Origin of the sequence: Saccharopolyspora sp. NPDC000359 (genome assembly GCF_040300525.1) — a bacterium.
Classification (GTDB): Bacteria; Actinomycetota; Actinomycetes; order Mycobacteriales; family Pseudonocardiaceae; genus Saccharopolyspora.
The window spans coordinates 1-24,677 of the sequence record NZ_JBEPDU010000070.1 but is presented as its reverse complement, the minus strand read 5'-3'; the positions used below and the strand labels follow the sequence as shown (position 1 = coordinate 24,677).

General features: G+C 72.4%; 22 protein-coding genes and 1 pseudogene. 11 read left to right on the top strand and 12 right to left on the bottom strand.

Features of this window, described 5'->3' with window-relative positions:
- Positions 1 to 78 precede the first annotated feature (78 nt).
- Positions 79 to 555: pseudogene (locus ABT324_RS30690) on the bottom strand (GNAT family N-acetyltransferase); the annotation flags it as partial.
- Positions 556 to 668: 113 nt separating this feature from the next.
- On the opposite strand from ABT324_RS30690, the gene ABT324_RS30685 reads away from it, so the two are divergent.
- Both ABT324_RS30685 and ABT324_RS30680 read left to right on the top strand, forming a co-directional pair.
- Positions 669 to 1,715: a DNA polymerase III subunit beta family protein gene (locus ABT324_RS30685; RefSeq protein WP_351184562.1), complete on the top strand. Its 1,047-nt coding sequence runs from the start codon at positions 669 to 671 to the stop codon at positions 1,713 to 1,715.
- A gap of 20 nt (positions 1,716 to 1,735) precedes the next feature.
- Entirely contained in the window at positions 1,736 to 2,371 is a 636-nt protein-coding gene (locus ABT324_RS30680; protein WP_351184560.1) for a hypothetical protein, read from the top strand.
- Between the two features lie 9 nt (positions 2,372 to 2,380).
- On the opposite strand, the gene ABT324_RS30675 is transcribed toward ABT324_RS30680, so the two are convergent.
- From ABT324_RS30675 to ABT324_RS30660, 4 genes are all read right to left on the bottom strand, one after another.
- Entirely contained in the window at positions 2,381 to 4,369 is a 1,989-nt protein-coding gene (locus ABT324_RS30675) for a sensor histidine kinase (protein ID WP_351184558.1), read from the bottom strand.
- A gap of 282 nt (positions 4,370 to 4,651) precedes the next feature.
- Positions 4,652 to 5,371, bottom strand: coding sequence for a dipeptidase PepE (gene pepE / locus ABT324_RS30670; protein WP_351184556.1), 720 nt, complete (start codon positions 5,369 to 5,371; stop codon positions 4,652 to 4,654).
- 68 nt (positions 5,372 to 5,439) lie between these two features.
- Complete coding sequence (locus tag ABT324_RS30665; protein ID WP_351184554.1) at positions 5,440 to 5,832, bottom strand: phage holin family protein; 393 nt, start codon at positions 5,830 to 5,832, stop codon at positions 5,440 to 5,442.
- 96 nt (positions 5,833 to 5,928) lie between these two features.
- Positions 5,929 to 6,894, bottom strand: a complete 966-nt coding sequence (locus ABT324_RS30660; RefSeq protein WP_351184552.1) for a Ppx/GppA phosphatase family protein — start codon at positions 6,892 to 6,894, stop codon at positions 5,929 to 5,931.
- Between the two features lie 236 nt (positions 6,895 to 7,130).
- Here ABT324_RS30660 and ABT324_RS30655 point away from each other — a divergent pair, with 236 nt between their 5' ends.
- The gene (locus ABT324_RS30655) at positions 7,131 to 8,177 is read left to right on the top strand and encodes an LLM class F420-dependent oxidoreductase (protein WP_351184550.1); all 1,047 of its coding nucleotides are present in this window, start codon (positions 7,131 to 7,133) and stop codon (positions 8,175 to 8,177) included.
- A 43-nt stretch (positions 8,178 to 8,220) separates the two neighbouring features.
- On the opposite strand, the gene ABT324_RS30650 is transcribed toward ABT324_RS30655, so the two are convergent.
- Positions 8,221 to 9,558, bottom strand: coding sequence for an MFS transporter (locus tag ABT324_RS30650; protein ID WP_351184548.1), 1,338 nt, complete (start codon positions 9,556 to 9,558; stop codon positions 8,221 to 8,223).
- A 550-nt stretch (positions 9,559 to 10,108) separates the two neighbouring features.
- On the bottom strand, positions 10,109 to 11,077 hold the full coding sequence (locus ABT324_RS30645; RefSeq protein ID WP_351184546.1) for a D-2-hydroxyacid dehydrogenase family protein: 969 nt from the start codon (positions 11,075 to 11,077) through the stop codon (positions 10,109 to 10,111).
- Between the two features lie 56 nt (positions 11,078 to 11,133).
- Here ABT324_RS30645 and ABT324_RS30640 point away from each other — a divergent pair, with 56 nt between their 5' ends.
- The 4 genes from ABT324_RS30640 to ABT324_RS30625 all read left to right on the top strand — a co-directional run bounded on the left by ABT324_RS30640 (position 11,134) and on the right by ABT324_RS30625 (position 14,924).
- Positions 11,134 to 11,880: a cupin domain-containing protein gene (locus tag ABT324_RS30640; protein WP_351184544.1), complete on the top strand. Its 747-nt coding sequence runs from the start codon at positions 11,134 to 11,136 to the stop codon at positions 11,878 to 11,880.
- A gap of 649 nt (positions 11,881 to 12,529) precedes the next feature.
- Entirely contained in the window at positions 12,530 to 12,940 is a 411-nt protein-coding gene (locus tag ABT324_RS30635; RefSeq protein ID WP_351184542.1) for a hypothetical protein, read from the top strand.
- 71 nt (positions 12,941 to 13,011) lie between these two features.
- Positions 13,012 to 13,926, top strand: a complete 915-nt coding sequence (locus ABT324_RS30630; protein ID WP_351184540.1) for an ABC transporter ATP-binding protein — start codon at positions 13,012 to 13,014, stop codon at positions 13,924 to 13,926.
- On the top strand, positions 13,923 to 14,924 hold the full coding sequence (locus ABT324_RS30625; RefSeq protein WP_351184538.1) for an ABC transporter permease: 1,002 nt from the start codon (positions 13,923 to 13,925) through the stop codon (positions 14,922 to 14,924). Before ABT324_RS30630 ends, ABT324_RS30625 begins: the two co-directional genes overlap by 4 nt.
- 36 nt (positions 14,925 to 14,960) lie before the next feature.
- Here ABT324_RS30625 and ABT324_RS30620 read toward each other — a convergent pair whose 3' ends face one another.
- The 4 genes from ABT324_RS30620 to ABT324_RS30605 are packed head-to-tail and all read right to left on the bottom strand — an operon-like array spanning position 14,961 to position 19,527.
- Positions 14,961 to 15,746 carry an enoyl-CoA hydratase-related protein gene (locus ABT324_RS30620; protein WP_351184536.1) on the bottom strand — a complete coding sequence of 262 codons (786 nt, stop codon included), beginning with the start codon at positions 15,744 to 15,746 and terminating at the stop codon, positions 14,961 to 14,963.
- Positions 15,739 to 17,808, bottom strand: a complete 2,070-nt coding sequence (locus ABT324_RS30615; protein WP_351184534.1) for an acetate--CoA ligase family protein — start codon at positions 17,806 to 17,808, stop codon at positions 15,739 to 15,741. The genes ABT324_RS30620 and ABT324_RS30615 overlap by 8 nt, the downstream gene beginning before the upstream one ends.
- Positions 17,805 to 18,965, bottom strand: a complete 1,161-nt coding sequence (locus ABT324_RS30610) for an acyl-CoA dehydrogenase family protein (protein WP_351184532.1) — start codon at positions 18,963 to 18,965, stop codon at positions 17,805 to 17,807. The genes ABT324_RS30615 and ABT324_RS30610 overlap by 4 nt, the downstream gene beginning before the upstream one ends.
- Before the next feature lie 28 nt (positions 18,966 to 18,993).
- Entirely contained in the window at positions 18,994 to 19,527 is a 534-nt protein-coding gene (locus tag ABT324_RS30605; RefSeq protein ID WP_351184530.1) for a thioesterase family protein, read from the bottom strand.
- Positions 19,528 to 19,649: 122 nt separating this feature from the next.
- Between ABT324_RS30605 and ABT324_RS30600 the strand changes: the two genes are divergently transcribed.
- The 3 genes from ABT324_RS30600 (at position 19,650) to ABT324_RS30590 (ending at position 22,286) form a co-directional block, all read left to right on the top strand.
- Entirely contained in the window at positions 19,650 to 20,438 is a 789-nt protein-coding gene (locus ABT324_RS30600) for an IclR family transcriptional regulator (protein WP_351184528.1), read from the top strand.
- 60 nt (positions 20,439 to 20,498) lie between these two features.
- Positions 20,499 to 20,654: a hypothetical protein gene (locus ABT324_RS30595; protein WP_351184526.1), complete on the top strand. Its 156-nt coding sequence runs from the start codon at positions 20,499 to 20,501 to the stop codon at positions 20,652 to 20,654.
- Between the two features lie 132 nt (positions 20,655 to 20,786).
- Positions 20,787 to 22,286, top strand: coding sequence for an amino acid permease (locus ABT324_RS30590; RefSeq protein ID WP_351184524.1), 1,500 nt, complete (start codon positions 20,787 to 20,789; stop codon positions 22,284 to 22,286).
- Positions 22,287 to 22,290: 4 nt separating this feature from the next.
- Here ABT324_RS30590 and ABT324_RS30585 read toward each other — a convergent pair whose 3' ends face one another.
- Positions 22,291 to 22,563, bottom strand: coding sequence for a UBP-type zinc finger domain-containing protein (locus tag ABT324_RS30585; protein WP_351184522.1), 273 nt, complete (start codon positions 22,561 to 22,563; stop codon positions 22,291 to 22,293).
- 92 nt (positions 22,564 to 22,655) lie between these two features.
- Between ABT324_RS30585 and ABT324_RS30580 the strand changes: the two genes are divergently transcribed.
- Positions 22,656 to 24,221 (top strand): Na+/H+ antiporter, encoded by a 1,566-nt coding sequence (locus tag ABT324_RS30580; protein WP_351184520.1) that lies wholly within the window; start codon positions 22,656 to 22,658, stop codon positions 24,219 to 24,221.
- The last annotated feature ends 456 nt before the right edge of the window (positions 24,222 to 24,677 follow it).

Sequence of the window (24,677 nt, the reverse complement as noted above, 5' to 3'; positions counted from 1 at the left end):
GCCGCGCGCCAGCACCCGTTCGGCTCCACTGAGGACCAATGACCGAAGTCCGAACGGGCCAAGGCGTTCGTGCTGCGCTCAGGTGGCCGCCCGACGTTCCAGCAGCACGGTGTCGCGCCAGACCCCGTGCTGCCGGGCGATGCGCTCGCGGACCCCCACGGTGCGGAACCCGGCCGCGTGGTGCATGGCCAGGCTCGCCGCGTTCTCCGGGAAGATCGAGTTCTGCAGCGTCCACAGGCCAGCGGCGTCGGCCGCGGAGACCTGCTCGCGCAGCAGGGCCTTGCCCACTCCCCCACCCCGGAAGGCGGCAGCGACCTCCGCCACTCCCGCGTAGCACGCGCGCTCGGAGACGGGTGCCAGCGCGGCCCAGCCCGCGACCGCGCCGTCGACCTCGGCGACCCACCGCTGGTCCGGGAGCCACTTTGCGTCCAGCACCTCGCGCGGCGGGACCTCGGTCTCGAAGGTGGCGTTCCCGGTGGCGATACCCTCGGCGTAGATGCGGCGCACCTCGGGCCAGTCCGCGTCGCGCAGGACCCGGACGACGACGTCGGTCGGGTGCAGCTGCGGGTCGGTGCGCACACCAGGAGTATCGGGAGGGCGTCAACCAGTTCACCCCGGCGCCACGCGGGTTTGACCTTCGAGCTGGTTGAAGGCCCAGAATCGCCCCTGTGGACGACGAACTCCTGAGCATCGGCGCCTTCGCCCGGCGGGTCGGGCTGACGCCGAGCGCGCTGCGCTTCTACGACGACTGCGGCGTGCTGCCGCCCGCGCACGTCGACGCGGTGACCGGGTACCGCTACTACTCCCCCGGCCAGGTGCGGCGGGCCGTGCTGCTGCGCCGGTTGCGGGCGGCTGGGGTGCCGTTGCCCGAGGTCGGCGTGGTGCTCGACGGGACCGCCGAGCAGGCCCGGGCCGTCCTGACCGCCCACACGCAGCGGGCGCAGGACGCGGCGGCCGCCGCGCAGTCGGCGATCGGGGAGGTCCTGCGCTCGCTGCCCGGCCAGCAGCGGACGCTGGCCCGCGTGGGTGGGGCGGAGTTGTCGAGCGCCGTGCGCCAGGTCGCGCCCGCAGTGGCCTCCGGGACGGAGTTCCCGGTGCTGAGGTGCGTCCTCGTCGAGCTGGACGACCAGGAGGTGCGGTTGGTCGCCACGGACCGCTACCGGTTGGCGGTGCGGACGCTGCGGCCGACGGTCGCCGACGGTGGCACCGCTCGCCTGGTGGTCGGTGTTTCCGAGCTGACCGACCTCGCCACCTGGGCGCTACCGCTGGCCAAGGTCGACATCGAGGTCGACGAGCACGGGGCGCGGTTGCGCGGCGGGGGCCGCTCCCGGGCCCTGCCGACCGAGGACTGGACCTTCCCCGACTACCGGCTGGTCCTGAACGACCTGCCCGCCCCGCGGACCCGGCTCATCACCGACCGCACCACCCTGCGCACGGCACTGCAGGAGGCCCCCGGACCGGTCGTCCTGCGGACCGAGGACCAGCGCCTGGTGGTCACCGACCGCGACGGGGGCTCGACCTCGCACCCCGCCGTCCACACCGGGCCGCCGCTGCGCACCGCCTTCGACCCGGCCGTGCTGGGTCCCGCGCTGGAAGCCGGTGTCGGCCCCGACGTGCTGCTGGAGGTCTCCGCAGCGGACCACCCCGTCGTGGTCCGCTCCGCCGACCAGGGCAGCTTCACCACGCTGGTCATGCCGGTGCGCACCGAGCAGTAGCAGTCAGAGAGGAATTAGCCGTGAACCCCGACAACCCCGTCGTGCGCCTGTGCGCCCAAGGCATGCAGGCCGAGGCCGAAGGCCGCGACGACGACGCGCGCGAGCACTTTCAGCAGGCTTGGGGCAGTGCCTCCGACGACTACGAGGCCAGCATCGCCGCCCACTACCTCGCCCGGCACCAGCCGTCCCCGGCGGAGGCGCTGCGCTGGAACCGGGAGAGCCTGGACCGCGCGCAGCGGGTGGCCGACGAGCGGGTCTCCGCCTTCTTCCCTTCGCTGCACCTGAACCTCGCGAAGTGCTACCGGGACCTGCACCAGCCCGACCTGGCGCACGAGCACTTCGCGCTGGCCGCGGCGCACATCGGCGACGTCCCACCCGGCCAGTACGCCGACTGGACCCGGTTCGCCATCGCCGAAGGCCTGCGCCCGGCCAACCCCGCCGCGGACCTCCTCGACGAGCTGGTCGCGCAGTTCTGCGCCCGCCGCGACCTGAAGGCGCTCGCCGTGGTGCTGCCCGCACTGCTGGGCGACCTCGGCACCGACGAGGACCGCACGCGGCTGCGCACCGCCCTGCACATGCTGCACGCCGCCCGCTGGCTGCCCGCGCCCGAGCAGGCGGCCCTCAGCCGCGCGATCACCGCGTTGAACGTCCATTGAGGACGATTCTCAGCCGTCCCGCTCGTCCGTCCGCGGGCGCTCCCACCTCGGCCGGGCCGCGGCGCCGTCCGATCCGGCGGAGCGCTCCACGGCGTTCGTCGACGGCAGGCGCAGCAGGTCCGGCTCCTCGGAGCGGTCCTCGAAGAGCCGTTCGTGCGCCACGATGTTGGTCGGCAACCGGACGAGGGCCACCGTGCCCTCCTCCGCGCGCTCCCGCAGCTCCACCCTGATGCCGCGGCGGGACGCCAGCACGGCCACCACGAACAGGCCGAGGCGGGAGTCCCCACGCAGCGTGATGTCCTCGAAGCTCGGCTTGCTGGCCAGCAGCACGTTGGCCTCGTCGCGCTCGGCCGGGCGCATGCCCATTCCCTCGTCCTCGATCCGCAGCAGCACACCGCGCGGGGTGTCCCCGCAGTAGACGTGCACCTGCGAGCTCGGCGCGGAGTACGAGGTGGCGTTGTCCATCAGCTCGGCCAGCAGGTGGATCACGTCCCCCACCGCCGCGCCGACCACCGACAGGTCCGGGGCCCGGTGCACCCGGATGCGGTCGAAGTGCTCGGTCTCGGCGACCGCCGCGCGCACCACGTCGGCCAGCCGCACCGGCTTGCGCCACTTCCGGCCCGGCCGCACCCCGGCCAGGACCACCAGGTTCTCGGCGTTGCGGCGGGCGCGGGTGGCCAGGTGGTCCAGCTCGAACAGGCCCGCCAACCGCTCCGGGTGCTCCTCGTTGCGCTCCAGGCGGTCGAGCACCTTCAGCTGGCGGTGCACCAGGCCCTGGTTGCGGTGCGCGATGCCGAGGAAGACCTTGTTGAACCCGGCCTTGGCGTGGTTCTCCTGCACCGCGGCCGCCACCGCCGTGTGGTGCGCGGTGTTGAACGCGTCGGCGACCTGCCCGATCTCGTCGGTGCCGTACTCCAGCGGCGCCAGCTCGGCCTCCACGTCGACCTGCTCACCGCGCTCCAGGCGGGACATGATCTCCGGCAGCCGCTCGTGGGCCAGCCGCAGCGTGTCGTCGCGCAGGCTCGCCAGCCGGGAGACCAGGGTCCGGTCCACCAGGCTGCGGGCGGCGCGGGCGGCCAACACGATGCCGAGCAGCACCGCCAGCAGCCCGGCGGCGCTGACGGCCAGCACTTCGAGCAGCCGGTCGTCGCCGTTGTTCAGGCCCAGCGCAACGCCCTCGCGGGCCTGCTGCATGGCGATCTCGATCAGGGACTCGGACAGGTCCGCGGTGATCTGCTCCCACTCGGCCGCGTCCACGTCGGCCACGCCCGACCGCGGCGGGTGCTCGATCAGCTCGTTCTCCAGGGCGCTCAACCGCGTCCAGTCCGCGCTGGTGGTGAGCTCGCGCAGCAGGGCGGCGGCCCCCGGCTCCAGCACGGGCAGGTTGGTGTCCAGCCTGGCGTGGTACGAGCCGACCCGGTGCGCGAACGTCACGTGGTCGATGTCGCCGAACTGACCGCTGGTCAGCGCGGCGCTGCCCAGCGACGCGGCCTGCGACATCTCGTCGGCGGCCCGCACCACCTCGCTGCCCGCGATCCCCGCCTGACTGGCCTCCAGGTCCGGGACGATCCGCGCCTGGGTGTCGAACAGGTCGACCCAGCCCCCCAGCAGCCGGTTGTAGAAGTCGAAGGCCTCCTGCCGCGACACCGCACCGGAATCCATCCCGGCCCGCCGCTGCGGCAGCTCGGCCAGCAGCGCGTCCAGCGCGCGCACCTGGCTGGCGATCGCGTCCGGCGCGTCGACGACCAGCTTGTCGAAGTTGGGCCGCGCCCGCGCGAGCGCCTGGTCGGTCCGCTTGCGCTGCAACCCTACGGCCACCGAGTCGCCGTGCGGGCCGCTCAGCCGCTCCATCTCCAGGCGGCGCTCCTGCTGCAGCTCCACCAGGCTGTCGCCCGCCGAGAGTGAGGCGTCCTGGACGCCTTGCGCGACCAGGGTGGCGTAGAAGCCGTCGTATATCGACAACGACGAGAAGCCGAGCCACAGGACCAGCACGATCACGCTGGGCACCAAGCCAACGCGCGTCAGGCGGGCCCGGATCGTCTTGTACTCGCTCCCGGAACTGCTCGTCCGCGCCACAGTGCTCCGCAACCGTCGAACCGACCCAGTGCGCCCCGCAGGGGTGTCCTCGCTGCTGTCCAGCGGGATTCGACCACCTGGCCCAGGGCGGAGCGCCGATCGGTGGCGTCCCGCTCCCGCAACCCTCGGCAGGATGACCGCACCATAGCACAGGGTGATCGAACGGCTACGCGAATCCTGCTGCGGCGCTGGGGTTCCGGCGCCTCAGGAGTCGAAGTGCGGCTCGGTGCCCAGCAGGAACGTGACGTCCTCGCCGGGACCGAGCTCGCGGGGCTCGCTGCCGCGCGCGAACAGGCGCGCGCCGGTGGAGCCGCCGAGCTCGGCGCGCTCGCCGCGGACGCGCAGCCAGCAGCCCTCGCGCACGCCCAGCACCGGCACGTCGTTGTCCTCCAGGAACTCCGCGATCCGCTGCTCCCGGGTCTCGCCCATGTGCGTGCTGCCCGGGTCCGGGTCCAGATAGTGCGGGTTGATCTGGAACGGGACCAACCCGATCGCCTCGAACGACGGCGGCTGCACGATCGGCATGTCGTTACTGGTGCGCAGGGTCGGGCAGGCCATGTTGGTGCCCGCACTGGCCCCCATGTACGGCGTGCCGCCGCGCACCGCCTCGCGCAGCGCGGTGACCAGGCCGAGCCGGTGCAGCGCGGAGAGCAGGCGGAAGGTGTTGCCACCGCCGACGAACACCGCCTGGGCGTCGCGGACCGCCGCCACCGGGTCGCTGGCCCGGTGGATGCCGTCGACGGTGATGCCGTGCGGCGCGACCGCGGCCTGCACCGTGGCGGTGTAGCCGTCGTGGTCCTGCTTGGCGAACGGCACGAACAGCAACCGGTCCCGACCGCCCAGCAGCTCGGTCACCGCGGGCACGGCGTGCTCGAGGAAACCGGTCCCGTGCTTGGTCGAGCTGGACAGCAACAGCAGTTCCACGTCAGTCCTCCTCCTGGTCCGCACCCGACTCTACGCCGCACCGGCAATCCATCCACAGTGGACCACCGTCAGCCCCGGTGCTCCTCCTGCGGCTGGGCGCGACGGATGATCCCGGCCAGCGCGCTGCTGACGATCGTGACGATCAGCGCACCCCAGAACGCCGGCCAGAAGCCGTCCACGTGGAACGGCAGGCCCAACCGACCCGCCAGGTAGCTGGTCAGCCAGAACAGCAGCGCGTTGACGACCAGGCCGAACAGCCCGAGGGTCAGCAGGTAGAGCAGGCAGCCCAGGGTCTTGGCGATGGGCTTGAGCACCACGTTGATCATGCCGAAGATCACTGACACCGCCAGCAGGGTGAGCACCTTGGCGGCGGTGTCCTCCCCGGCCAGGTCGATCCCCGGCAGCGCGGTGGTGATCCACACCGCCACCATGGTGATCAGGAGCTGCAGCACAACTGCCACGTGAAGTCCCCCCTGCGGTTCGTCGCGCGGGCCGCGCGTGCGGTCATGAACGTTCCCGACGCTACCGCCCCCGCGGTGTCCCGTGCCGCCGGGCGGTCAGCGGAACAGCGTGGTCATCAGCTCCCGGACGTCGCCGCTGCTGCCGTCGTGCGCCTCGGCGAAGCGGAAGACCAGGCCTTCCCGCAGGCCCCACGGGCAGATTTCCAGCTCGTCCACGCCGATGGCGCGCAGGATCAGCTCCGCCACGACCGCCCCGGCCAGGATGCGGCGGGCGCGGCTGCGCGACACGCCGGGCAGCGCCGCCCGCTGCGCCTGGTCCAGCTGGGCCAACCGGGGGATCCAGGGGCGCAGCTTGGCGAGCGAGAGGTGGTCGGGGTGGCGGACGACCCGGCCGGGCGAGCTCTCGGTGAGCACCGCCAGCTGCCGCAGCACCTTCGACAGCGCCACCGGGTGCCCCAGGTCGGCGTCGGCGAAGCTGCGCAGCGAGCGCCGGATGGTGCGGCGCACGGCCTGGACGAGCTCGTCGACCTGGTGCGGGTGCGGCGGGTCGTCGGGCAGGAACTGCCGGGTCAGCCGGGCCGCGCCAAAGGGCAGCGAGACCACTTCGTCCGGCTCCAGGCCCACCCCGGTGGCCACGTCGATGGTGCCGCCACCGATGTCCACAGTGGTCATCGGCGTGCCGGAGCGCGCGTGCCAGCGCCGCGCCGCGTGGTAGGTGACCGCGGCTTCGTCGCGCGGGCTGAGCACGCCGATGCGCACCCCGGCGGCCTCGCTGAGCTCCTCGCGCAGCCGCAGGGCGTTGGCCGCGTCGCGCACCGCCGAGGTGCCGAACGCGACGAGGGTGTCCGGTCGCTGGTCCGCAGCGGCTCGCACGCAGTGCCGCACGGCGCGCACCGCCTGCTGCACGCCGCTCTCGTCGACCACGCCGTCGGCGCAGGTGTGCTCGGCGAGGCGGGTCCGGGCCTTCACGCTCCAGTCCGCGCGCGGCATCCGGGAGCGGCCGAGGTCGACGACTTCCAGGCGCGCGGCGGTGGATCCGATGTCCAGCAGAGCAAGCTTCATGCCCGGCCCGCCCGAGCACCGCGCGACCGGTTCGGCGCTGCGGTGAGGTGAAGGGAGGACATGTTCCCATTGTCGGTGCTCGAACGGCCGGGAAATGCCCCAGAACGACCTTTTCCTGAGATTTCGGTCACAAACCCGCCGATTCCCGTGCTCCGTACTCAGCGGTAACCTCGGGGCAACCTCGGCGGCGTGGCCGACTGGACATCGCCGCTGCCGCGAACCGGAAGGGACGGCCGATGCGCATCGGGATGCCGCTGAACTACAGCGGGGGCTTCAAGGAAACCGTCGACGACCTGGCCACCTACGAGAAGGCCGGGCTGGACATCGTCTACGTCCCGGAGGCGTACTCGTTCGACGCGGTCAGCCAGATGGGCTTCATCGCCGCCCGCACCGAACGGCTGGAGATCGCCTCCGGCATCCTGCAGATCTACACCCGCACGCCCACCCTGACCGCGATGACCGCGGCGGGCCTGGACTACGTCTCCGACGGCCGCTTCACGCTGGGCATCGGCGCCTCCGGCCCGCAGGTCATCGAGGGCTTCCACGGCGTGCCCTACCACGCCCCGCTGGGCCGCACCCGCGAGATCGTGGACATCTGCCGCCAGGTGTGGCGCCGGGAGAAGGTGGAGCACAGCGGCAAGCACTACAACATCCCGCTGCCCGCCGAGCAGGGCACCGGCCTGGGCAAGCCGCTGAAGCTGATCAACCACCCGGTGCGCGAGCGGATCCCGATCATGATCGCCGCGATCGGCCCGAAGAACGTCGAGCTGGTCGCCGAGATCGCCGAGGCGTGGGAGCCGATCTTCTACCTGCCGGAGAAGGCCGGTGAGGTCTGGGGCGAGCCGCTGGCCGCGGGCAAGGCCAAGCGCGACGCCTCGCTGCCGCCGCTGGACGTGGTCGCCCAGGCGCCGCTGGCCATCGGCGAGGGCCTGGACGAACTGTTGGACTTCGTCCGCCCGCACGTGGCGCTCTACGTCGGCGGCATGGGCGCCAAGGGCAAGAACTTCTACAACAACCTCGCCCGCCGCTACGGCTACGAGGCCGAGGCGGAGCTGATCCAGGACCTCTACCTCAGCGGGCGCAAGGAGGAGGCGGCCGCGGCGGTGCCGCGCGACCTGCTGGAGAAGACCTCGCTGATCGGTCCGGAGGGCCACGTCAAGGAGCGGCTGGCCGCCCTGGCGGAGTCGGGCGTGACCACCCTCAACGTCACCCCGATCGCCGGCGACGCGGCAGGCCGGGCCAAGCTCATCGAGCAGGTCAAGCAGCTCGCCACCGAGGCCTGAGCAGGAGGGGTGCTTGCGCCGGCGGGCGCGAGCACCCCTCGCCTCACTGCTCGGTGACGGCCCGGTGGGGGTGCGGGCTCGGCGTCGGCTGCGGTCGGGTCTCGCGCAGCAGCAGGGCCGAAGCCAGGGTGCACAGGCCCATCAGCAGCAGGTACGCCGAGACCGAGGCCGAACTGCCCGTCGCCGCCAGCAGGGCCGTCATGATGAACGGCGTCCCGCCACTGACCAGGATCGCCGCCAGCTGGTAGGCCAGCGAGGCCCCGGAGTAGCGGACGCGCGGCTCGAACAGCTCGCTGAGGTAGGCCGCCAACGGGCCGTAGGTCAGGCTCGACCCGATGCTGCCCACCGTGGCCGCGACCGCCACGCCCAGCACCGTCGCGGTGTCCACCAGCCAGAAGAACGGGAACGCCCACACCGCCAGCAGCCCGGCGCCCACCAGGATCAGCGGGCGGCGGCCCCAGCGGTCCGACAACGCGCCGCTGAAGAAGATCACGAACACCCCGACCAGCGAGGACACCAGCGAGACCGCCAGCAGCGTCTGGCGCGGCATGCCCAGCTCGCGGGTGCCGTAGTCCAGCAGCCCCGAGATGCTGATGTAGAAGATCGAGTTGGTGGCGAACAGCAGGCCGGCGCCGAGCAGCACCGTCCGCTTGCGGGTGCGCAGCACCTCCACCAGCGGCGCTCGCACCACCTGCTGGTCCTGCTCCGCCTTGCGCTCCTGCAGCTCGCGGAACACCGGGGTGTCCTCGATCTTGAGCTGGATGAACAGCACCACCGGCGCCAGCACCGCGCTGGCCAGGAACGGGATCCGCCACCCCCACTCCTGGAACGCCGCCGGGCTGACCAGCGCCCCGACCGCCAGGAACACCACGTTGCCGAGGATCACGCCCAGCGGGACGCCCATCTGGCCGAACGTCCCGGCCATGCCCCTGCGCTGCCGCCCGGCGTTCTCGGTCAGCAGCAGCACGATCCCGCCCCACTGCCCACCGACCGCGATGCCCTGCAGGAACCGCAGCGCCACGAGCAGGACCGGGGCGGCCACGCCGATCGTGGCGGCGCCGGGCAGCACCCCGATCAGGAAGGTCGCGGTGCCCATCATGATCAGGCAGGTCACCACCGCTGGCTTGCGCCCGACCTTGTCGCCGAGGTGGCCGAACACCAGCCCGCCAAGCGGCCGGGCGATGAACCCGGCCCAGAAGGTGGCGAAGGACAGCAGCACGCCGATCAGTGGGCTCGCGCCGGGGAAGAAGAGGTGGCCGAAGACCAGCGCCGCGGCCGTGGCGTAGATGAAGAAGTCGTACCACTCGATGGAACTGGCGATCAGCGCTGCGACCAGCAGCTTCTTCGGGGTTCCCGGGGTCGGTGGGGCACCGGTGGTCATGGGCGGACTCCCTCGGTTGGGCGGCGGGCGATCACGATCAGACCGACTGGTTGGTATGACACTGTGATCCACGTCTCCCCCAACGTCAAGACCAAACCCCCACCAGACCCAGCCACCACCAGACCCAGCCACCACCGGAACCACCACCCCAGACGCCGCCAACTCCAGCACACAGCACCCCCCACCCCGACATGCCGAGCACCGACCCACCGAAGATCCACACTCCACTTGAGCGAACCCGGCAAACCCCGAAAACCTCCGACACGCCACCGCCATGTCAGCCACGCGACACGCGGAGAAAGTGCAGTTTCAATTGAAACTGCGCCAGGCCCCCACTCACATTTGCAGTTTCAATTGAAACTGCGGGCCGTCACCCGGGACTACAGTTTCAACTGAAACTGTGCTCTCGTCACCCTGGGTTACAGTTTCAATTGAAACTGTAAGTGCCCCGCGCAGTTCGGGATGGCTCGGTGGGTGGGCGCGGGTTCGGGTGTGGTCATGCCTCGGCGGGTGAGGCGGAGTGGAGTGGGACCTCCCTGGGAACCTCGGGTCAGTCGGCGTTGAGGACGCGGATGGGGGCGCCCTGCAGGTGGGCGGCGATGCTCTCGACGGTGTCCGTGTAGAAGGTGCGGTAGACGTCTTCGGTGACGTAGCCCAGGTGCGGGGTGAGGACCGTGCGCGGGGTGCTGCGCCACGGGTTGTCCGCCGAGAGCGGTTCCTGGTCGAACACGTCGATGCCCGCACCGGCCAGCCGCCCCTCGTGCAGCGCCGACCGCAGGGCCGCTTCGTCGACGACCGGTCCGCGGGAGGTGTTGATCAGGTACGCCGTCGGCCGCATCAGCGCCAGCTCGGCGGCCCCGACCAGGCCGCGGGTCCGCTTGCTGAGCACGGTGTGGATGGTCAGCACGTCGGACTCGGCGAACAGCTCGTCCTTGGACACCCGCCGCGCACCGGCCGCCGCCGCGGCCTCGTCGGTGAGGTTCTGGCTCCAGGCGATGACGTCCATGCCGAACACCCGCCCGACCTGGGCGACCTGGGTGCCCAACCGGCCCAGCCCGAGCACGCCCAGCGTCCGCCCGACGACCTCGACACCGATTCCCCGCTGCCACCCGCCTTCCCGGATCGACCGGTCCTCCGCCGGGATCTGGCGCAGCAGCGCGAAGATCAGCCCCCAGGTCAGCTCGGCGGTCGGCGCCCACGAGCGGTCCGCGCCCGCGCCCCCGGTGCCGGAGACGACGATGCCCAGCTCCCGTGCCGCCGCCATGTCGATCGAGGCGTTGCGCATGCCGGTGGTCACCAGCAGCTCCAGGTTCGGCAGCGCGGCGAGCACCTCGCGCGGGAAGGCGGTGCGCTCGCGCATCGCGGCGATCACCGCGAAGGGCGACAACCGGCGCACCAGCTCGTCGCGGTCGGCGATGTGCTCGTGGAAGAACTCGACCTGCGCGGGCAGCGAGTCCCAGTCCGCGTAGTCGCGCGCAACACCTTGGTAGTCGTCCAGCACTGCAACCCGGGGAGCCATGCCGCGATCCTAGGCGCCTGATCGCGCCCACCCCACCGCCGCGAGAAACTGTCGTGGTGACTTCGACGCTGCTGCACCTGCTGCCGCTGAGCACCTTCCACGCCGACCGCGGCTCCCCGATCCACGCCGCCAGCCTCCAGGCGGAGGGCTTCGTGCACTGCTCGCCGGACGTGCGCACCGCGCTCGCGGTCGCCAACACGCTGTTCCGCCCGGCGACGGAGCCGATGATCGCGCTGGAGCTCGACCCGGGGAAGCTGTCCGCCCCGGTCCGGTGGGAGGCCGCCGATCCCGCGCCGCCGGACGGCATCGACGCCGACCAGCTGTTCCCGCACGTCTACGGACCGCTCGAGCGCGGCGCGGTGATCGGGGTCCGCTACGCGCGGCGCGACGCGGCGGGCGAGTTCGTCTCGTTGGAGACGCGCAACCGCACCGCCGAGGAGTTCGACCTGCTGCCGCACCCGTCGGGCGGCTGGTTCCGGCGCACCTGGACCAGTTCGCGGGGTTGTGCGCGCCCGGCGGCCACGGCCGCCTACTTCCTGCTGCCGCCCGCCCAGCGGTCGGCTTGGCGCTCGGTGGACTCCGACGTGCTCTGGCTGTGGCACCGGGGTGGTCCGCTGACCTTGTTGGTGGGTGGCGACGGGCCGGAGCCCGCGGCCGAGCCCGAGGCGCGGGTGCTGGGCGCCGGGGCCGGGCAGTCGCCGCAGCTGGTCCTCCCGGCCGGGACCTGGTACCGGGCGCAGGCCGCCGCGACGGTCGAGGCGTTGGTCAGCTGTGTTGCTTCACCCGGTGTCGAACCGGTGTAGGGCGGTCGAAGGAACGTCGCGGGCCGGGTTTGCGCATGGCGCCCGGACCACCCGCGGGCACCCGGCGCGGCGTCGGGATGACGGTGCGCCACTGGATGGCCAGCAGGTGCGGTCTGGCGGCTGGGCGGCGGTGCCGACCTCCGGCGCTCCCGCGCGGTCCGAGCATCCGGTGCTCCACCCAGGACATCAGGACCGGTGAGCAGAGGAGCGCACCAATCCCGATCGATGCAGCCAACGCGAATCCGGCCAGCGAATTGATCACCGGCACCCACCCCCCACTTGTGCGTAGCACGGGGCCACCGCACGTCTCGGCTACTGGCGCGACCGCGCCGGCCGGCACCGCACCGATGGGTGACGGGGGCCCTTTGGACTCACGGTAGGTCGGGGTGGTCCGAGCCGCTGGGCGCGCACCGGCCCCGTCGCCCGAACAGGTGATATCGGATGCAACGTGCTTGATCGGGCGATGGGCGCGGATCGGGCGCTACCATCGGTTCTCGGGAGTCCGACCCGCTCTTGGCGGTGTGACCTGGCTCGCGACCGGGCAACCGAGCAGCAGCGGGGTGCGTGTTCGGCACCAGCCGCCCAATTCCGACGAGCGCAGTTCGCACCGGGGACGGACCGCGGTCGAGCACGGGGAGGTATCCGGGTCGTGAGGGGTTACGCCGTCCACCTGCTTTTCCACCTGCTGGCCATCGCGGCCGGTGCCGGCTGCGGCGCGGCGGGCGCGCTCTGGTGGTTCGGCGGCGAACCGACCGGCCTGTGGTTGGCGATCGGCGCGCTGATGATCGGGATCATCGTGCTGGTGCTGGAGGGGCTCTACATCAGCGCCAGCCAGCCAGCGCCGCCGCCCGCGCCGCCGACGCTGTCCCAGCCGCGGATGGCGGTCCCGCAGCGCCAGCGCGGCGGCACCCGCCCGGACCTGGAACCGGTTGCCGCGCCGTCGGAGACCCTGCTGCAGTCAGCGCCCGACGGCGGTTCGGTGGACCAGGAGACCAGGACTTCGGCGCTCGACGCGCTCAACGCGCTGGGCACCGCCGAGCGCTCCAGCCGGCAGGCCTGACACCGCGAGCAACCACCGCGCACTCCGGCGCGTCCTACGGGCGCGAGATCAACAACCAGGAGTGCCACACGATGCCTACGCAGGACCAAGCCGTCCTCGCCAGGGATGTGCGACGCCGGTTCGGCGCGGTGGAAGCCGTGCGCGGGATCGACCTCGACGTCCCCCACGGCGAGGTCACCGCCCTCGTCGGGCCGAACGGTGCGGGCAAGACCACGTTGCTGCTGATGCTGGCCACGCTGCTGGCACCGGATTCCGGCGAGCTGCGGGTGGCGGGGCTCGACCCGGTCGCCGATCCGCTCGCGGTGCGGCGGGAGCTCGGCTGGATGCCCGACGCCTTCGGCGTCTACGACCAGCTGACCACCCGCGAGTACCTGGCCTTCTTCGCCGACGCGCACCGGATGCCGCGTGCCGACGCCAAGGCCCGCGTCGCCGAGCTGCTGGAACTCGTGCACCTGGCGGAGTTCGCCCCGCAGCCGGTGCACGTCCTGTCACGCGGCCAGAAGCAGCGCCTCGCGCTGGCTCGGGCGCTGGTGCACCGGCCGTCGGTGCTGCTGCTCGACGAGCCCGCCTCCGGGCTGGACCCGCGTTCGCGCGTGGAGCTGCGCGACCTGCTGCGCGCGCAGGCAGCGGAGGGCGCCGCGGTGCTCGTGTCGAGCCACATCCTCAGCGAGCTGTCCGAGATCGCCGACCGGGTGGTGTTCGTCGACGGCGGGCGGACCGTCGGGCAGCACCGGGTGGACGAGCTCGACCACCGCACCGCCTGGCGGGTGCGGTCGGTCGGCGGTGATCTGCCCGCCACGCTGGAGCAGCGCGGGATCGCGCACGTCGCGCACTCCGCCGGGGTGGACGTGCAGGTCGAGTCCGAGCGGGCGGCGGCGGAGCTGCTCGCCCAGTTGATCGCCGACGGCGTGCGGGTCTGCGAGTTCGCTCCCCTCGGCAACCACTTGGAGTCCGCCTACCTGGCCTACACCGAGGAGCGCCGATGACCCCCAGCGGGATCAAGATCGTGGCCGCGCAGGAGTTCCGGGTCCGGTTGCGCACCGGTCGCTGGCGCTGGTTGCTGATCGCGTGGGTCGCCGTCATCGCGGCCTACACCGGGCTGCTCCGGTACGGCCTGGGGATGACGCGCGCGAGCTCGGACATCGCCACGGCCCACCTGGGTCTGCCGATGTTCGGCGGCCTGATGCTGTTCGTGCTCGGGTTGGCGCTGCTGGTCGCACCGGCGCTGGCGGCCCAGTCGATCAACGGCGACCGGGAGCGCGGCACCCTCGCCACGGTGCAGGTGACGCCGCTGACAGCGTGGGAGATCGCGCTGGGCAAGTTCGTGGCGGCCTGGACCACCGGGCTGGTGTTCCTCGCGCTGACGCTGCCGTTCGCCCTGTGGGCGGTGCTGGAGGGCGGCGTCGGGCTGCTGCGCGCGTTGGCGGGGATCGCGGTGGTCGCGCTGCTGATCGGCGTGGTCTGCGCGCTGGCACAAGGCCTGTCGGCGCTGTTGGCGCGCGGGATCACCTCGACGCTGATGTCCTACCTGCTGGTGTTCGCCATGACCGTCGGCACGGTGATCACCTTCGTGCTGGCGCTCCCGCTGACCGTCGCGGAGAAGACCTCCACCCCGTCGGGCAGCGACCTCCCGCCCTACACCTACGAGGTGCCGCAACCACAGCTCGTGTGGTGGCTGCTCGCACCGAACCCGTTCGCCATCCTCGGGGACGCCACCCCGGCCCCACCGGCGGAGCTGAACCCGACGACGGGTGAGCAGGAGCCGTTGATCGACCTGGACCCGCTGAGCGCCATCGGACTCGCCGTGCGCGCCACGCGCGTGGACCCGACGGCCTCCGACTACGACGACGTGGTGAGCGCCCCCGCGGTGTGGCCGTACGGGCTCGGGTTCGACGTGCTGCTGGGGGCCGGGGCGCTGTGGGTCAGCGCGCACCGGCTCCGAACCCCCGTGCGGCAGCTCTCGCGCGGGGTGCGGATCGCTTGAGCGACCGGGGCGTGCGGCGCCGACCGCACGCCCCGGTCACCGTCCTGTCCACTGAGGACTGCGCCGTTCGGAGAACGCCCGGGGCCCCTCCAACGCGTCCTCGGACCGGAGCACCGCCTGGTAGTTCGGCAGTTCCCCACTGCGCATCAGCTGGAATCCGGACTCGACGTCCAGCGCGGCGGTGCGACGCAGGACCTCCTTCACCGCCGCGATCGCCAGGGGTGCGCCGGCGCAGACCTGGTGCGCCAGTTCGGTCGCCGCGCCGAGCAGGTCGCTCGCCGGGACCACCCGGTTCACCAGTCCCCACCGCTCGGCTTCGGCCGCGCCCATGCGGCGGCCGGTGAACAGCATCTCCGCCGCCACCGCCCGCGGCAGGCGCTCGGGCAGCCGGAGCACGCCACCGGAGTCGGCGACCATGCCCAGCGTCACCTCGGTGAGCGCGAACTCGGCGTGCTCGGCGGCCAGCACCAGGTCAGCGGCCAGGGCGAGTTCGAAGCCGCCACCCATGGCCAGCCCGTTGACCGCGGCGATCACCGGCTTGTCCAGCTCGAAGAACTCCGTCAGCCCGGCGAACCCGCCCGGCCCGTGGTCGGCGTCGACGGCCTCCCCCTCCGCTGCGGCCTTCAGGTCCCAGCCAGCCGAGAAGAACCGCTCGCCCGCTCCGGTCACGATCGCGACGCGCAACGCGTCGTCGCGCTGGAGGCGCTCGAACGCCGCGTGCAGCTCCCGGCTGGTGGTGACGTCGATGGCGTTGGCCTTCGGCCGGTCCAGGGTCACCGTGAGCACCCCGCCGTCGACGTCGGTGCGCACCTGGTCAGTCATCGTCCCTCCTCGCCCGACGGAGGAGCACGTCCACCGCCACCGCGCCCCCTGGCAGCGCCAGCAGGGGGTTCACGTCCAGTTCCAGCAGCCGGTCGTCGTTGCGGGCGTGCTCGGCGATCGCGGCGATCGCCTCCACCACGGCGGGCACGTCGGCGGCGGGTCCCCGGAAACCCGCCAGCAGCGGCCAGATCCGCAGGCCGCGCAGGGCTTGCTCTACCTCCTCGCGAGACGCCGGGAGCAGCAGGGTGGCCGAGTCGCGCACCAGCTCGACGAGCACCCCGCCCGCACCGATCGTCAGCGCCGGACCGAACTGCGGGTCGCGGCGCACACCGACGATCAGCTCCGTGACCGCGCCCGCGACCATGCGCTCGACCAGGAAGGTCTCGGCGAGCCCGGCCATACCCTCGACCGCGTCGCGCACCTGGTCGCGGCTGGTCAGCCCGACCCGCACGGCACCGGCCTCGGTCTTGTGCGCCAGCTCGGCCGACACCGCCTTGACCACCACCGGGAAACCCAGCTCGGCGGCGGCGTCCGGCGCGCCGTCCGCACCGCTCAACACCCCGTCCGGGACCGCCACCCCGGCCGCGGCCAGCTCCTGCTTGCCTGCCCACTCGTCGAGCTGGTGCGGTTCGCCGACCACCCGGATCGGGACCTCCAGCGGTGCTGCGGAGTGCGATTCCCGCTGTGCAGCGCCGATCCCGGACGCCGCCGCGATGGCCGCGAGGCAGTCCGCGACGCCTTGCATGGGCGCCACGCCCTCGGCCAGCAGCCGCTCCCCCACCGGCTCCGGCAGGCCTTCCGGCAGTGAGCTCACCACGCACGCCACCGAACCCGCCGCGCGGTGCGCGGCGAGGAAGGCGTCCACAGTGGTCGCCCACGGCCCGCCGGCGCAGCGGTCCTCGCGGGGGAAGTCGACCAGCAGCAGGTGCGCGTCCAGGCCCGCGCCGAGCAGCTCCGCGAAGCACGCCGCCTGCGCTGGGAGGTCGCCCCAGATGTAGGTGTGGTAGTCCAGCGGGTTGGCCACCGCGACGCGGTCGCCGAGCAGTTCCTGCAACCGCTGCTCGGTGACTTCCGAAAACGGCGGGAGGTCCAGCCCGTGCTGCTCGGCGAGGTCGGCGACCAGCGCGGCTTCGCCTCCGGAGCAGCTGGCCGAGGCGATCCGGGTGCCCGCCAGCGGGCCGTGCACGTGGAGGAGCTTCAGCGTCTCCACGAAGGTGTCCACCCGGTGCACCCGGGCCATGCCGAGCCGCCGGAACAGCGCGTCGCAGAGCACGTCCGAACCCGCCAGCGAGCTGGTGTGGCTGAGGTTGGCCCGCGCGCCGAGCTCGGAACTGCCGGACTTCAGCACCACGATCGGCACCCCCGCGCGCAGCGCCCGCAGGCCGACGCGGGACAGGGCCGCGACGTCGTCCACGCCCTCGAGGTGCAGGCCGATCGCGGTGATGCGCGGATCGTCGAGCAGGGCGTCCACCAGCTCGGCGGCGCCGGTCACCGCCCCGTTCCCGAGGGTGATCAGCTGCGCCAGCGGCAGCGAACGGCGCTGCATGGTGAGGTTCTGCCCGATGTTGCCGCTCTGTGTGAGCACGGCGACGCCGCGCTCCACCCGGCGACCGCCGTGCTGGTCCGGCCACAGCGCGGCACCGTCGAGGTAGTTGAGCAGGCCGATGCAGTTCGGCCCGATCAGCGCCATGCCCGCCGCGGCGTCCACCAGGTCCTCCTGCAGCGCGGCGCCCTCCGCGCCGTGCTCGGCGAAACCGGAGGCGTGGCACACCACTCCCCCGGCCCCGCGCGCGGCCAGGTCGGCGACCACGCCGACCGTCGCCTCCCCCGGCACCGCGACGAAGGCCGCGTCCGGTGCTGCCGGGAGGTCGGCGGCGCTGCGGTAGCAGGGCAGCCCCTCGACCTCGGCCCGGTGCGGGTGCACCGGCCAGATCGGACCGGCGAAACCGATGCGGCGACACTGCCGGACCGCCTCGGCCGCGGCCTCCCCGCCGAAGACGGCGACGTGCCGCGGCGCCAGCAGTCGGCGCAACTCCTCCTGCCGTGCGGGTGCGGTGCTCATGACCCGAGGGGGCGCAGGAGGGACCGGGAGATGATGTGCCGCTGGATCTCGCTGGTGCCGTCCCAGATCCGCTCGACCCGGGCGTCCCGCCAGAATCGCTCGATCGGCAGCTCGGCCATCAGCCCCATCCCGCCGAAGACCTGCACCGCGCGGTCGGTGATCCGGCCCAGCGCCTCGGAGGCGAACAGCTTGGCCATCGCCGCGTCCTGGTCGGTCATGCCGCCGCGGTCCAGCTTCGCCGCCGCCCGCAGCGTGAGCAGCTCGGCCGCGTCGAGCTCGGTGGCCATGTCGGCGAGCTGGAACCCGACGCCCTGGAACCTGCCGATCGACTGGCCGAACTGCTGCCGCTCCGCCGCCCACCGGGTGGCCATCTCCAGCACCCGCCGCCCGCGGCCGACGCTGGTCGCCGCGACGCTGAGGCGGCTCGCGCCCAGCCACTCGCCCATCAGCGCGAACCCCGCGCCCTCCGCGCCGAGCCGTTGCCCGGCCGGGATCCGGCAGTCGGTGAAGGCCAGCTCGCACTGGTGGTACCCGCGGTGCGACACGCACGCCGACCCCCGCCGCACCTCCAGACCGGGGGTGTCGACGTCCACCAGGAACGCCGTGATCAGGTTCTTCGGCCCGCGCGCGGTCTGCTCGACGCCGGTCGCGGCGAACAGCACGACGAAGTCGGCGGCATCGGCGTGGCTGATGAAGTGCTTGGTGCCGCTGAGCACGTAGTCGTCGCCGTCGCGCACCGCGCGCGTGGTCATCGACCGCACGTCCGAACCCGCGCCGGGCTCGGTCATGGCCAGGCAGTCGTGGCGCTCGCCGCGGATGGCGGGCAGCAGGTAGCGCTCGCGCTGCTCTCCCTCGCACGCCTGCAGGATGTTGCTCGGCCGCGCGACGAGCGACTGCAGCGCGTAGCTGGTGCGGCCGAGCTCGCGCTCGACCAGCGTGAGGCCGGTGGCGTCCAGGCCGCCCCCGCCGAGCTCGGCGGGCATGTTGGCGGCGTACAGGCCCGCCTCGATGGCCCGGGCCCGGACCTGCGCGGCGAGGTCGCCCGGCACCTCGTCGAGGCGTTCGACCTCGTCCTCGTGCGGCTCCAGTTCGACGGCGACGAACTTGCGCACGGTGTCGACGATCATCTGCTGTTCGGCGGTCAGCTCGAAGTCCACGTCCGCTCCTCGGTCTTGGTCTGGGGGTTCAGCGCCGGATGCCCATGGGGCGGCCGACGACGCCGGGCACGGGCAGGGCCGCGTGCGCCCGCTGGATCGCGGTCAGCCGCCGCTGGAACTCCGCCGGCATCTCGGTGGACCGGCCCTGCTCGGTGTCGACGTGGACCAGCAGCTGCTCGGCCGTGGCCAGCAGTTCGCCGCTGCCGCCGTGGTGCATCTCGTGAAAGAGGTGCACCCGCTTGGCGTCGTGGTCGAGGACCCGCAGGGTCAGCTCCAGTTCGTCGCCCTCGGCGGCCTCGCGCCGGTGGTGGAGGTGGGTCTCGGCGGTGTACAGCGAGTGCCCGCCGTCGCGGTACTGCTCGTCGATCCCGAGGTAGCGGAAGAAGGCGTCCGAGCCGTCGCCGAACACGAGCAAGTAGCAGGACTCGCTCATGTGGCCGTTGTAGTCGACCCACCGCGGGCTGACCGGTGTCCGGTGCAACCGCAGCGGCGCCGGGATCTCCGCGGCGTCGTCCCAGGGCTGGTGCCCGCTGCCTTCGTACGGGGTGACCACTCGATCCATGGCATCTCACAATGTGCGTTGACTGTTCGCTATGTGCGACGCTAAGCGGGCGAGATCGATCGCGTCAACCCCGGCCACCCGACCGGTCCAGGACCGCCGGGCGGGCGGATTAGGGTGGGGTCATGAGCGTGGAAGCGGCCCACAACCAGGACGGAACCCGTTCCTCGAGCGGGCGCGTGCAGTCCCTGGACCGCGCGGTCGCCCTGCTCAACGCGGTCTCCTCGAGCGCGCCCGGGGGTCGGCCAGCGGCCGAGCTCGCCGCCGAGTGCGACCTGAACCGGGCCACCGCGTGGCGGCTGCTGGCCACCATGGAGCACCACGGGCTGGTCGAGCGGGACCCGCTGACCAACCGCTACTCGATCGGCTTCGCCATCAGCCGGATGGCCGCGACCGCGGGGGTGGACGGCCTGGTGCGCCGGGCGCACGACGTGCTGGAGCGGCTCAGCCGCGAGACGGGCGAAACCGCGAACCTCGCCGTGGCGCAGCACCTCGGTCTGACCTACGTGGACGAGGTGGCGCCACCGGTGGTGCTCAGCGCCCGTTGGCTCGGCAGGCAGGTGCCGATCCACGCCACCTCAGCGGGCAAGGCCTACCTCGCCTGGCTCCCCGACGAGGAGGTCGACTCGATGCTGGCCGGTCCGCTCGCGGAGTACACCGCCAGCACCCGGACCGACCGCGCCACGCTGCGCGCCGAACTCGCCGAGATCCGCGAGCAGGGCTACAGCGTCGGCGTCGGCGAGCTGGAACCCGAGGTCCACGGCGTCGCGGCGGCGGCGCTGGACGCGCGCGAACGCCCGTTCGCCATCGTCAGCATCTGGGGCCCCCGCGACCGCGTCCCGGAGTCGCGCTTCCCCGAGCTGGGCACCCTCGCCAGCAAGGCGGCTGCCGACATCGCCGCCGCGATGCCCTGAACCGCCAGCGGACCCCGCTCGAACACCGGCCGAGGACCGGAGGTCCGGCGCTCGGCGGCGGTGATCGGCAACCTGCGGGAACTGGTGGACCGGCTCGACGTCGCCGACCCCGGCGAGCTCGCTGAGCAGCTGTTCGTGCTGGTCGACGGCGTGATCGCCGCCGCCGTGAGCGGGCGGGCCGACGCCGCGCGCACCGCCCCGCCGCGGCCGCGCTGATCACGGCCGGTGCGCGCGGAACAGCCTCGCCTTGTGGGATGTGACCCCGGGCACAATGCTGGTCCCAGACGCGGTTGCGCCGCGCGGGCGGGCCAGTCCGGCCTGCCGGGGGCTGGGGTGAGGAGGCCACCCATGACCATCATGCGGGTCAAGACGGTCGAGCAGTCCATCCACGATGCGGAGGCACCGGAATTCCGGCTCCGGCGCGTGCTGCGCGCGGTGGACCTGCTGGGCATCGGCATCGGCGCGATCATCGGGACCGGCATCTTCGTGCTCACCGGCGTGGCCGCGGCCACCGACGCCGGACCGGGCATCTCCATCTCGTTCGTCCTCTCCGGCATCGCCTGCGGCCTGGCCGCGCTGTGCTACGCCGAGTTCGCCTCGGTGGTGCCCGTGGCCGGATCCGCCTACACGTTCTCCTACGCCTCGCTGGGCGAGTTCTTCGCCTGGCTCATCGGGTGGGACCTGATGCTGGAGTTCGTCATCGGCGCGTCCACCGTCTCGGTCGGCTGGTCGCAGTACTTCGTCGAAGCGCTCGGCTCGGTGGGTCTGGCCCTGCCCGAGGCACTGACCGCAGCACCCGGCGCGGGCGGCGTGGCGAACGTCCCGGCTGCGGTCATCGCCCTGCTGTTGACCATCGTGCTGGTGGTCGGCATCCGGCTCAGCGCCGCGGTCACCAACGTCGTGGTGGCCATCAAGCTCGCCGTGGTGCTGTTCTTCATCATCTTCGGCGCCTTCTTCGTCAAGGCCGCCAACTGGACCCCGTTCATCCCGCCGCACCAGCCGCCCGAACCCGGTGCGGTCAGCGCCCCGCTGGAGCAGCCGCTGATCAGCACGATCTTCGGGCAGACCGGCTCGTACGGGCTCAGCGGCCTGGTCGCCGGTGCCGCGCTGGTGTTCTTCGCCTACATCGGCTTCGACATCGTGGCCAGCGGCGCGGAGGAGACCCGCCGACCGCAGCGGGACATGCCGATCGGCATCCTCGGCTCGCTGGCCATCTGCTCGGTCCTGTACGTGCTGGTGTCGCTGGTGATGACCGGCATCGTCAAGTACGACCAGCTGGACACCGCGGCACCGATGGCCACCGCGTTCCAGGCGATCGGCGCGCCGTGGGCGGTCGGGCTGGTCTCGCTGGGCGCCATCGCCGGGCTGACCACGGTGATCCTCATCCTGATGCTGGGCCAGGCGCGGGTCGGTTTCGCGATGAGCCGCGACCGGCTGCTGCCGGTGTGGTTCGCCAAGGTGCACAAGAAGTACCGCACGCCCTACCGGATCACCATCATCACCGGCGTCGTGGTGGCCATCATCGCCTCGCTGACCCCGATCAACGTGCTCGCCGAGATGACCAACATCGGCACCCTGTTCGCCTTCGTGCTGGTGTCCATCGGCGTGCTGGTGCTGCGCCGGACCCGCCCGGACCTGCCGCGCGCCTTCCGCGTGCCGTGGGTGCCGGTGATCCCGGTGCTGGCCGCCGCGGCCTGCCTGTACCTGATGCTGAACCTGGAAGGCTGGACCTGGATCCGCTTCGGCATCTGGATGGTCCTCGGACTGGTCCTCTACTTCCTCTACAGCCAGCACCACAGCCGCCTCGCCCGGGGTGGATCCGCCGAAGAACCCGCCGACGAGCGCTGACGCGCTAGGGCCGGAGCTGCTCGTCGACGTAGCACCAGGTCCAGGACTCGCCCGGTTCGAACGAGCGGACCACCGGGTGCGACGTCTGGTGGAAGTGCGCGGTCGCGTGCCGGTGCGGGCTGGAGTCGCAGCAACCGACGTGACCGCACTCGGTGCACATCCGCAGGTGCGCCCACGCGCGTTCGCCCGCGGCCAAGCAGTCCTCGCAGCCGTCCACGCGGCTGGGCTCCGGCACGCGGTCGGTCGCCTCGCGCAGGTGCGCGCAGGTGGTGGACATCGCCGAACCTCCTTCTCCCGCGCTTTCGCGCAAGAATGTCGTCCTGACCGTAACCGCACGGTTCACCCGTCCGCAGCAACACGGGAGAGACGATGCACGAGCTGCCCGCGTTGATGGCCCTGCTCGCCGGGTCGCTGGCGGTGACCGCGGTCGCGCGGCGCGTCGGCGTGTCGCCGCCGCTGGCGCTCGTCGTGATCGGGCTCGCGGTGTCGTCGATCCCCGGCGTCCCGGACTACACGCTGGACCCGGACGTGGTGCTGCTGCTGATCCTGCCGCCGCTGCTGTACTCGGCGGCGCTGAACAGCTCCACCATCGGCATCCGGGCCAACCTGCGACCGATCGGGCTGCTGGCGGTCGGGCTGGTCCTGTTCACCACCGCGGTGGCCGGGGCCATCGCGTGGTGGCTGGTGCCGGACCTGCCGGTGAGCGCGGCACTGGTGCTCGGCGCGGTGCTCGCGCCGCCGGACGCGGTCGCGGCCATCTCCATCGGCCGCCGGCTCGGGCTGCCACGCAAGATCATGACCGTGCTCAGCGGCGAGAGCCTGGTCAACGACGCCACCGCGCTGACCGCCTACCGGGTGGCCGTGGCCGCCGCGGTCGGGCTCGGCTCCTCGCTGCTCGGCGGGATCGGCACGTTCCTGGTCGCCGCGGTGGGCGGGGTGCTGATCGGCTACGCCACCGGGTGGGTGGTGCACCGGATCCGGCGGGCGCTGCGCGACGACCTGCTCGAAAGCGCCACCGGCCTGATCGTGCCGTTCTTCGCCTACCTCATCGCCGAGGAGGTGCACGCCTCCGGGGTGCTGGCCGTGGTGGTCGCCGGGCTGTACCTGGGCCACCACGCGACCGCGGGCAGCGCGGCCACCCGCCTGCAGGACCGGGCGGTGTGGAACGCGGCGGACACCCTGCTCGAAGCGGTGGTGTTCGCCCTGATCGGCCTGCAGATGCGCAGTGTCGCGGAAAGCGCCTCGGTCGACCTCGGCCCCCTGCTCGTCGCCGGGCTGGCGCTCACCGCCGGAGTGGTGCTCGCGCGCATCGCGTGGGTCTACCTGGTGATGTACCTGCCGGAACTGCTGCGCGGCCGCGGCCCGAACTGGCGGGACAAGGCGGTCGTGTCGTGGGCGGGCATGCGCGGCGTGGTCTCGCTGGCGGCGGCGTCGGCCATCCCGACAGTGACGGCCAGCGGCACCCCGTTCCCGCACCGCCCCGAAGTCCTGTTCCTGACGTTCTTCGTGACCCTGGCGACGCTGCTGCTGCACGGCAGCACGCTGCCCTGGCTCATCAACAAGCTCGGGGTGCGCGGCACCGAGGACTACACCGACGCGCTCGCCGAAGCGGAAGCCCAGCACAACGCCGCACGCGCCGCACAAGAGCGCCTGACCGCGCTCGCCGCGGAGACCGAACCACCAGGCGACGTCGTGGAGCGGCTGCGGAGCGCCGCGGAACAGCGCAGCAACCAGGCGTGGGAGCGCCTCGGGCGATCCGCCGACGAAGTCGGCGAGAGCCCGACGGAGGCGTACCGGAGGCTGCGCGGCGAGATGCTGGCGGCGGAGCGAGCGGTCTTCGTCCAGTTCCGCGACAACCGCCGAATAGACGACGAAGTCCTCCGCCGGGTGATGCACCAACTAGACCTGGAAGAACTCTCCCTCACCCGCGACTGACCCACGCCCCCACCACTCCCAGCACCCCACACCCCACACCCGCCGCTCCACCGACCGACTTCCGCCGAACTCCCACGACTCCCCCGGAAACCGCCCGGACCTCCTCCCCGAGGTGACCTCGGCGAGAACACCCGGCGCACCACCGGCGTGTCGGGCACCCAACACGCCGGAGTCCCGCAGTTTCAACTGAAACTCCGGCTCCCAGCCACGGGGATTCGCAGTTTCAATTGAAACTGCGGCCCCGTCACCCGGGGGTACAGTTTCAACTGAAACTGTAAATTCAAGAACCACACCAGGGCTTGTCCAGGTGACGGTCCGGCAGGCGTGTGTCATCACGGCGACGGCGAGCGAGGACGGCGAGCGACGAGAGGCCAGCGGCAGCGAGGGCGGCGAGCGACGAGAGGCGGGCGGCGGCGAGCGACGAGAGGCGGGCGGCGGCGAGCGACGAGAGGCGGG

Coding starts and splice junctions, on each gene's coding strand:
- ABT324_RS30660 (WP_351184552.1), bottom strand. CDS start 6,894: ATGAAGCTTGCTCTGCTGGACATCGGATCCACCGCCGCGCGCCTGGAA.
- ABT324_RS30655 (WP_351184550.1), top strand. CDS start 7,131: ATGCGCATCGGGATGCCGCTGAACTACAGCGGGGGCTTCAAGGAAACC.
- ABT324_RS30650 (WP_351184548.1), bottom strand. CDS start 9,558: ATGACCACCGGTGCCCCACCGACCCCGGGAACCCCGAAGAAGCTGCTG.
- ABT324_RS30645 (WP_351184546.1), bottom strand. CDS start 11,077: ATGGCTCCCCGGGTTGCAGTGCTGGACGACTACCAAGGTGTTGCGCGC.
- ABT324_RS30630 (WP_351184540.1), top strand. CDS start 13,012: ATGCCTACGCAGGACCAAGCCGTCCTCGCCAGGGATGTGCGACGCCGG.
- ABT324_RS30625 (WP_351184538.1), top strand. CDS start 13,923: ATGACCCCCAGCGGGATCAAGATCGTGGCCGCGCAGGAGTTCCGGGTC.
- ABT324_RS30620 (WP_351184536.1), bottom strand. CDS start 15,746: ATGACTGACCAGGTGCGCACCGACGTCGACGGCGGGGTGCTCACGGTG.
- ABT324_RS30615 (WP_351184534.1), bottom strand. CDS start 17,808: ATGAGCACCGCACCCGCACGGCAGGAGGAGTTGCGCCGACTGCTGGCG.
- ABT324_RS30605 (WP_351184530.1), bottom strand. CDS start 19,527: ATGGATCGAGTGGTCACCCCGTACGAAGGCAGCGGGCACCAGCCCTGG.
- ABT324_RS30600 (WP_351184528.1), top strand. CDS start 19,650: ATGAGCGTGGAAGCGGCCCACAACCAGGACGGAACCCGTTCCTCGAGC.
- ABT324_RS30590 (WP_351184524.1), top strand. CDS start 20,787: ATGACCATCATGCGGGTCAAGACGGTCGAGCAGTCCATCCACGATGCG.
- ABT324_RS30585 (WP_351184522.1), bottom strand. CDS start 22,563: ATGTCCACCACCTGCGCGCACCTGCGCGAGGCGACCGACCGCGTGCCG.
- ABT324_RS30580 (WP_351184520.1), top strand. CDS start 22,656: ATGCACGAGCTGCCCGCGTTGATGGCCCTGCTCGCCGGGTCGCTGGCG.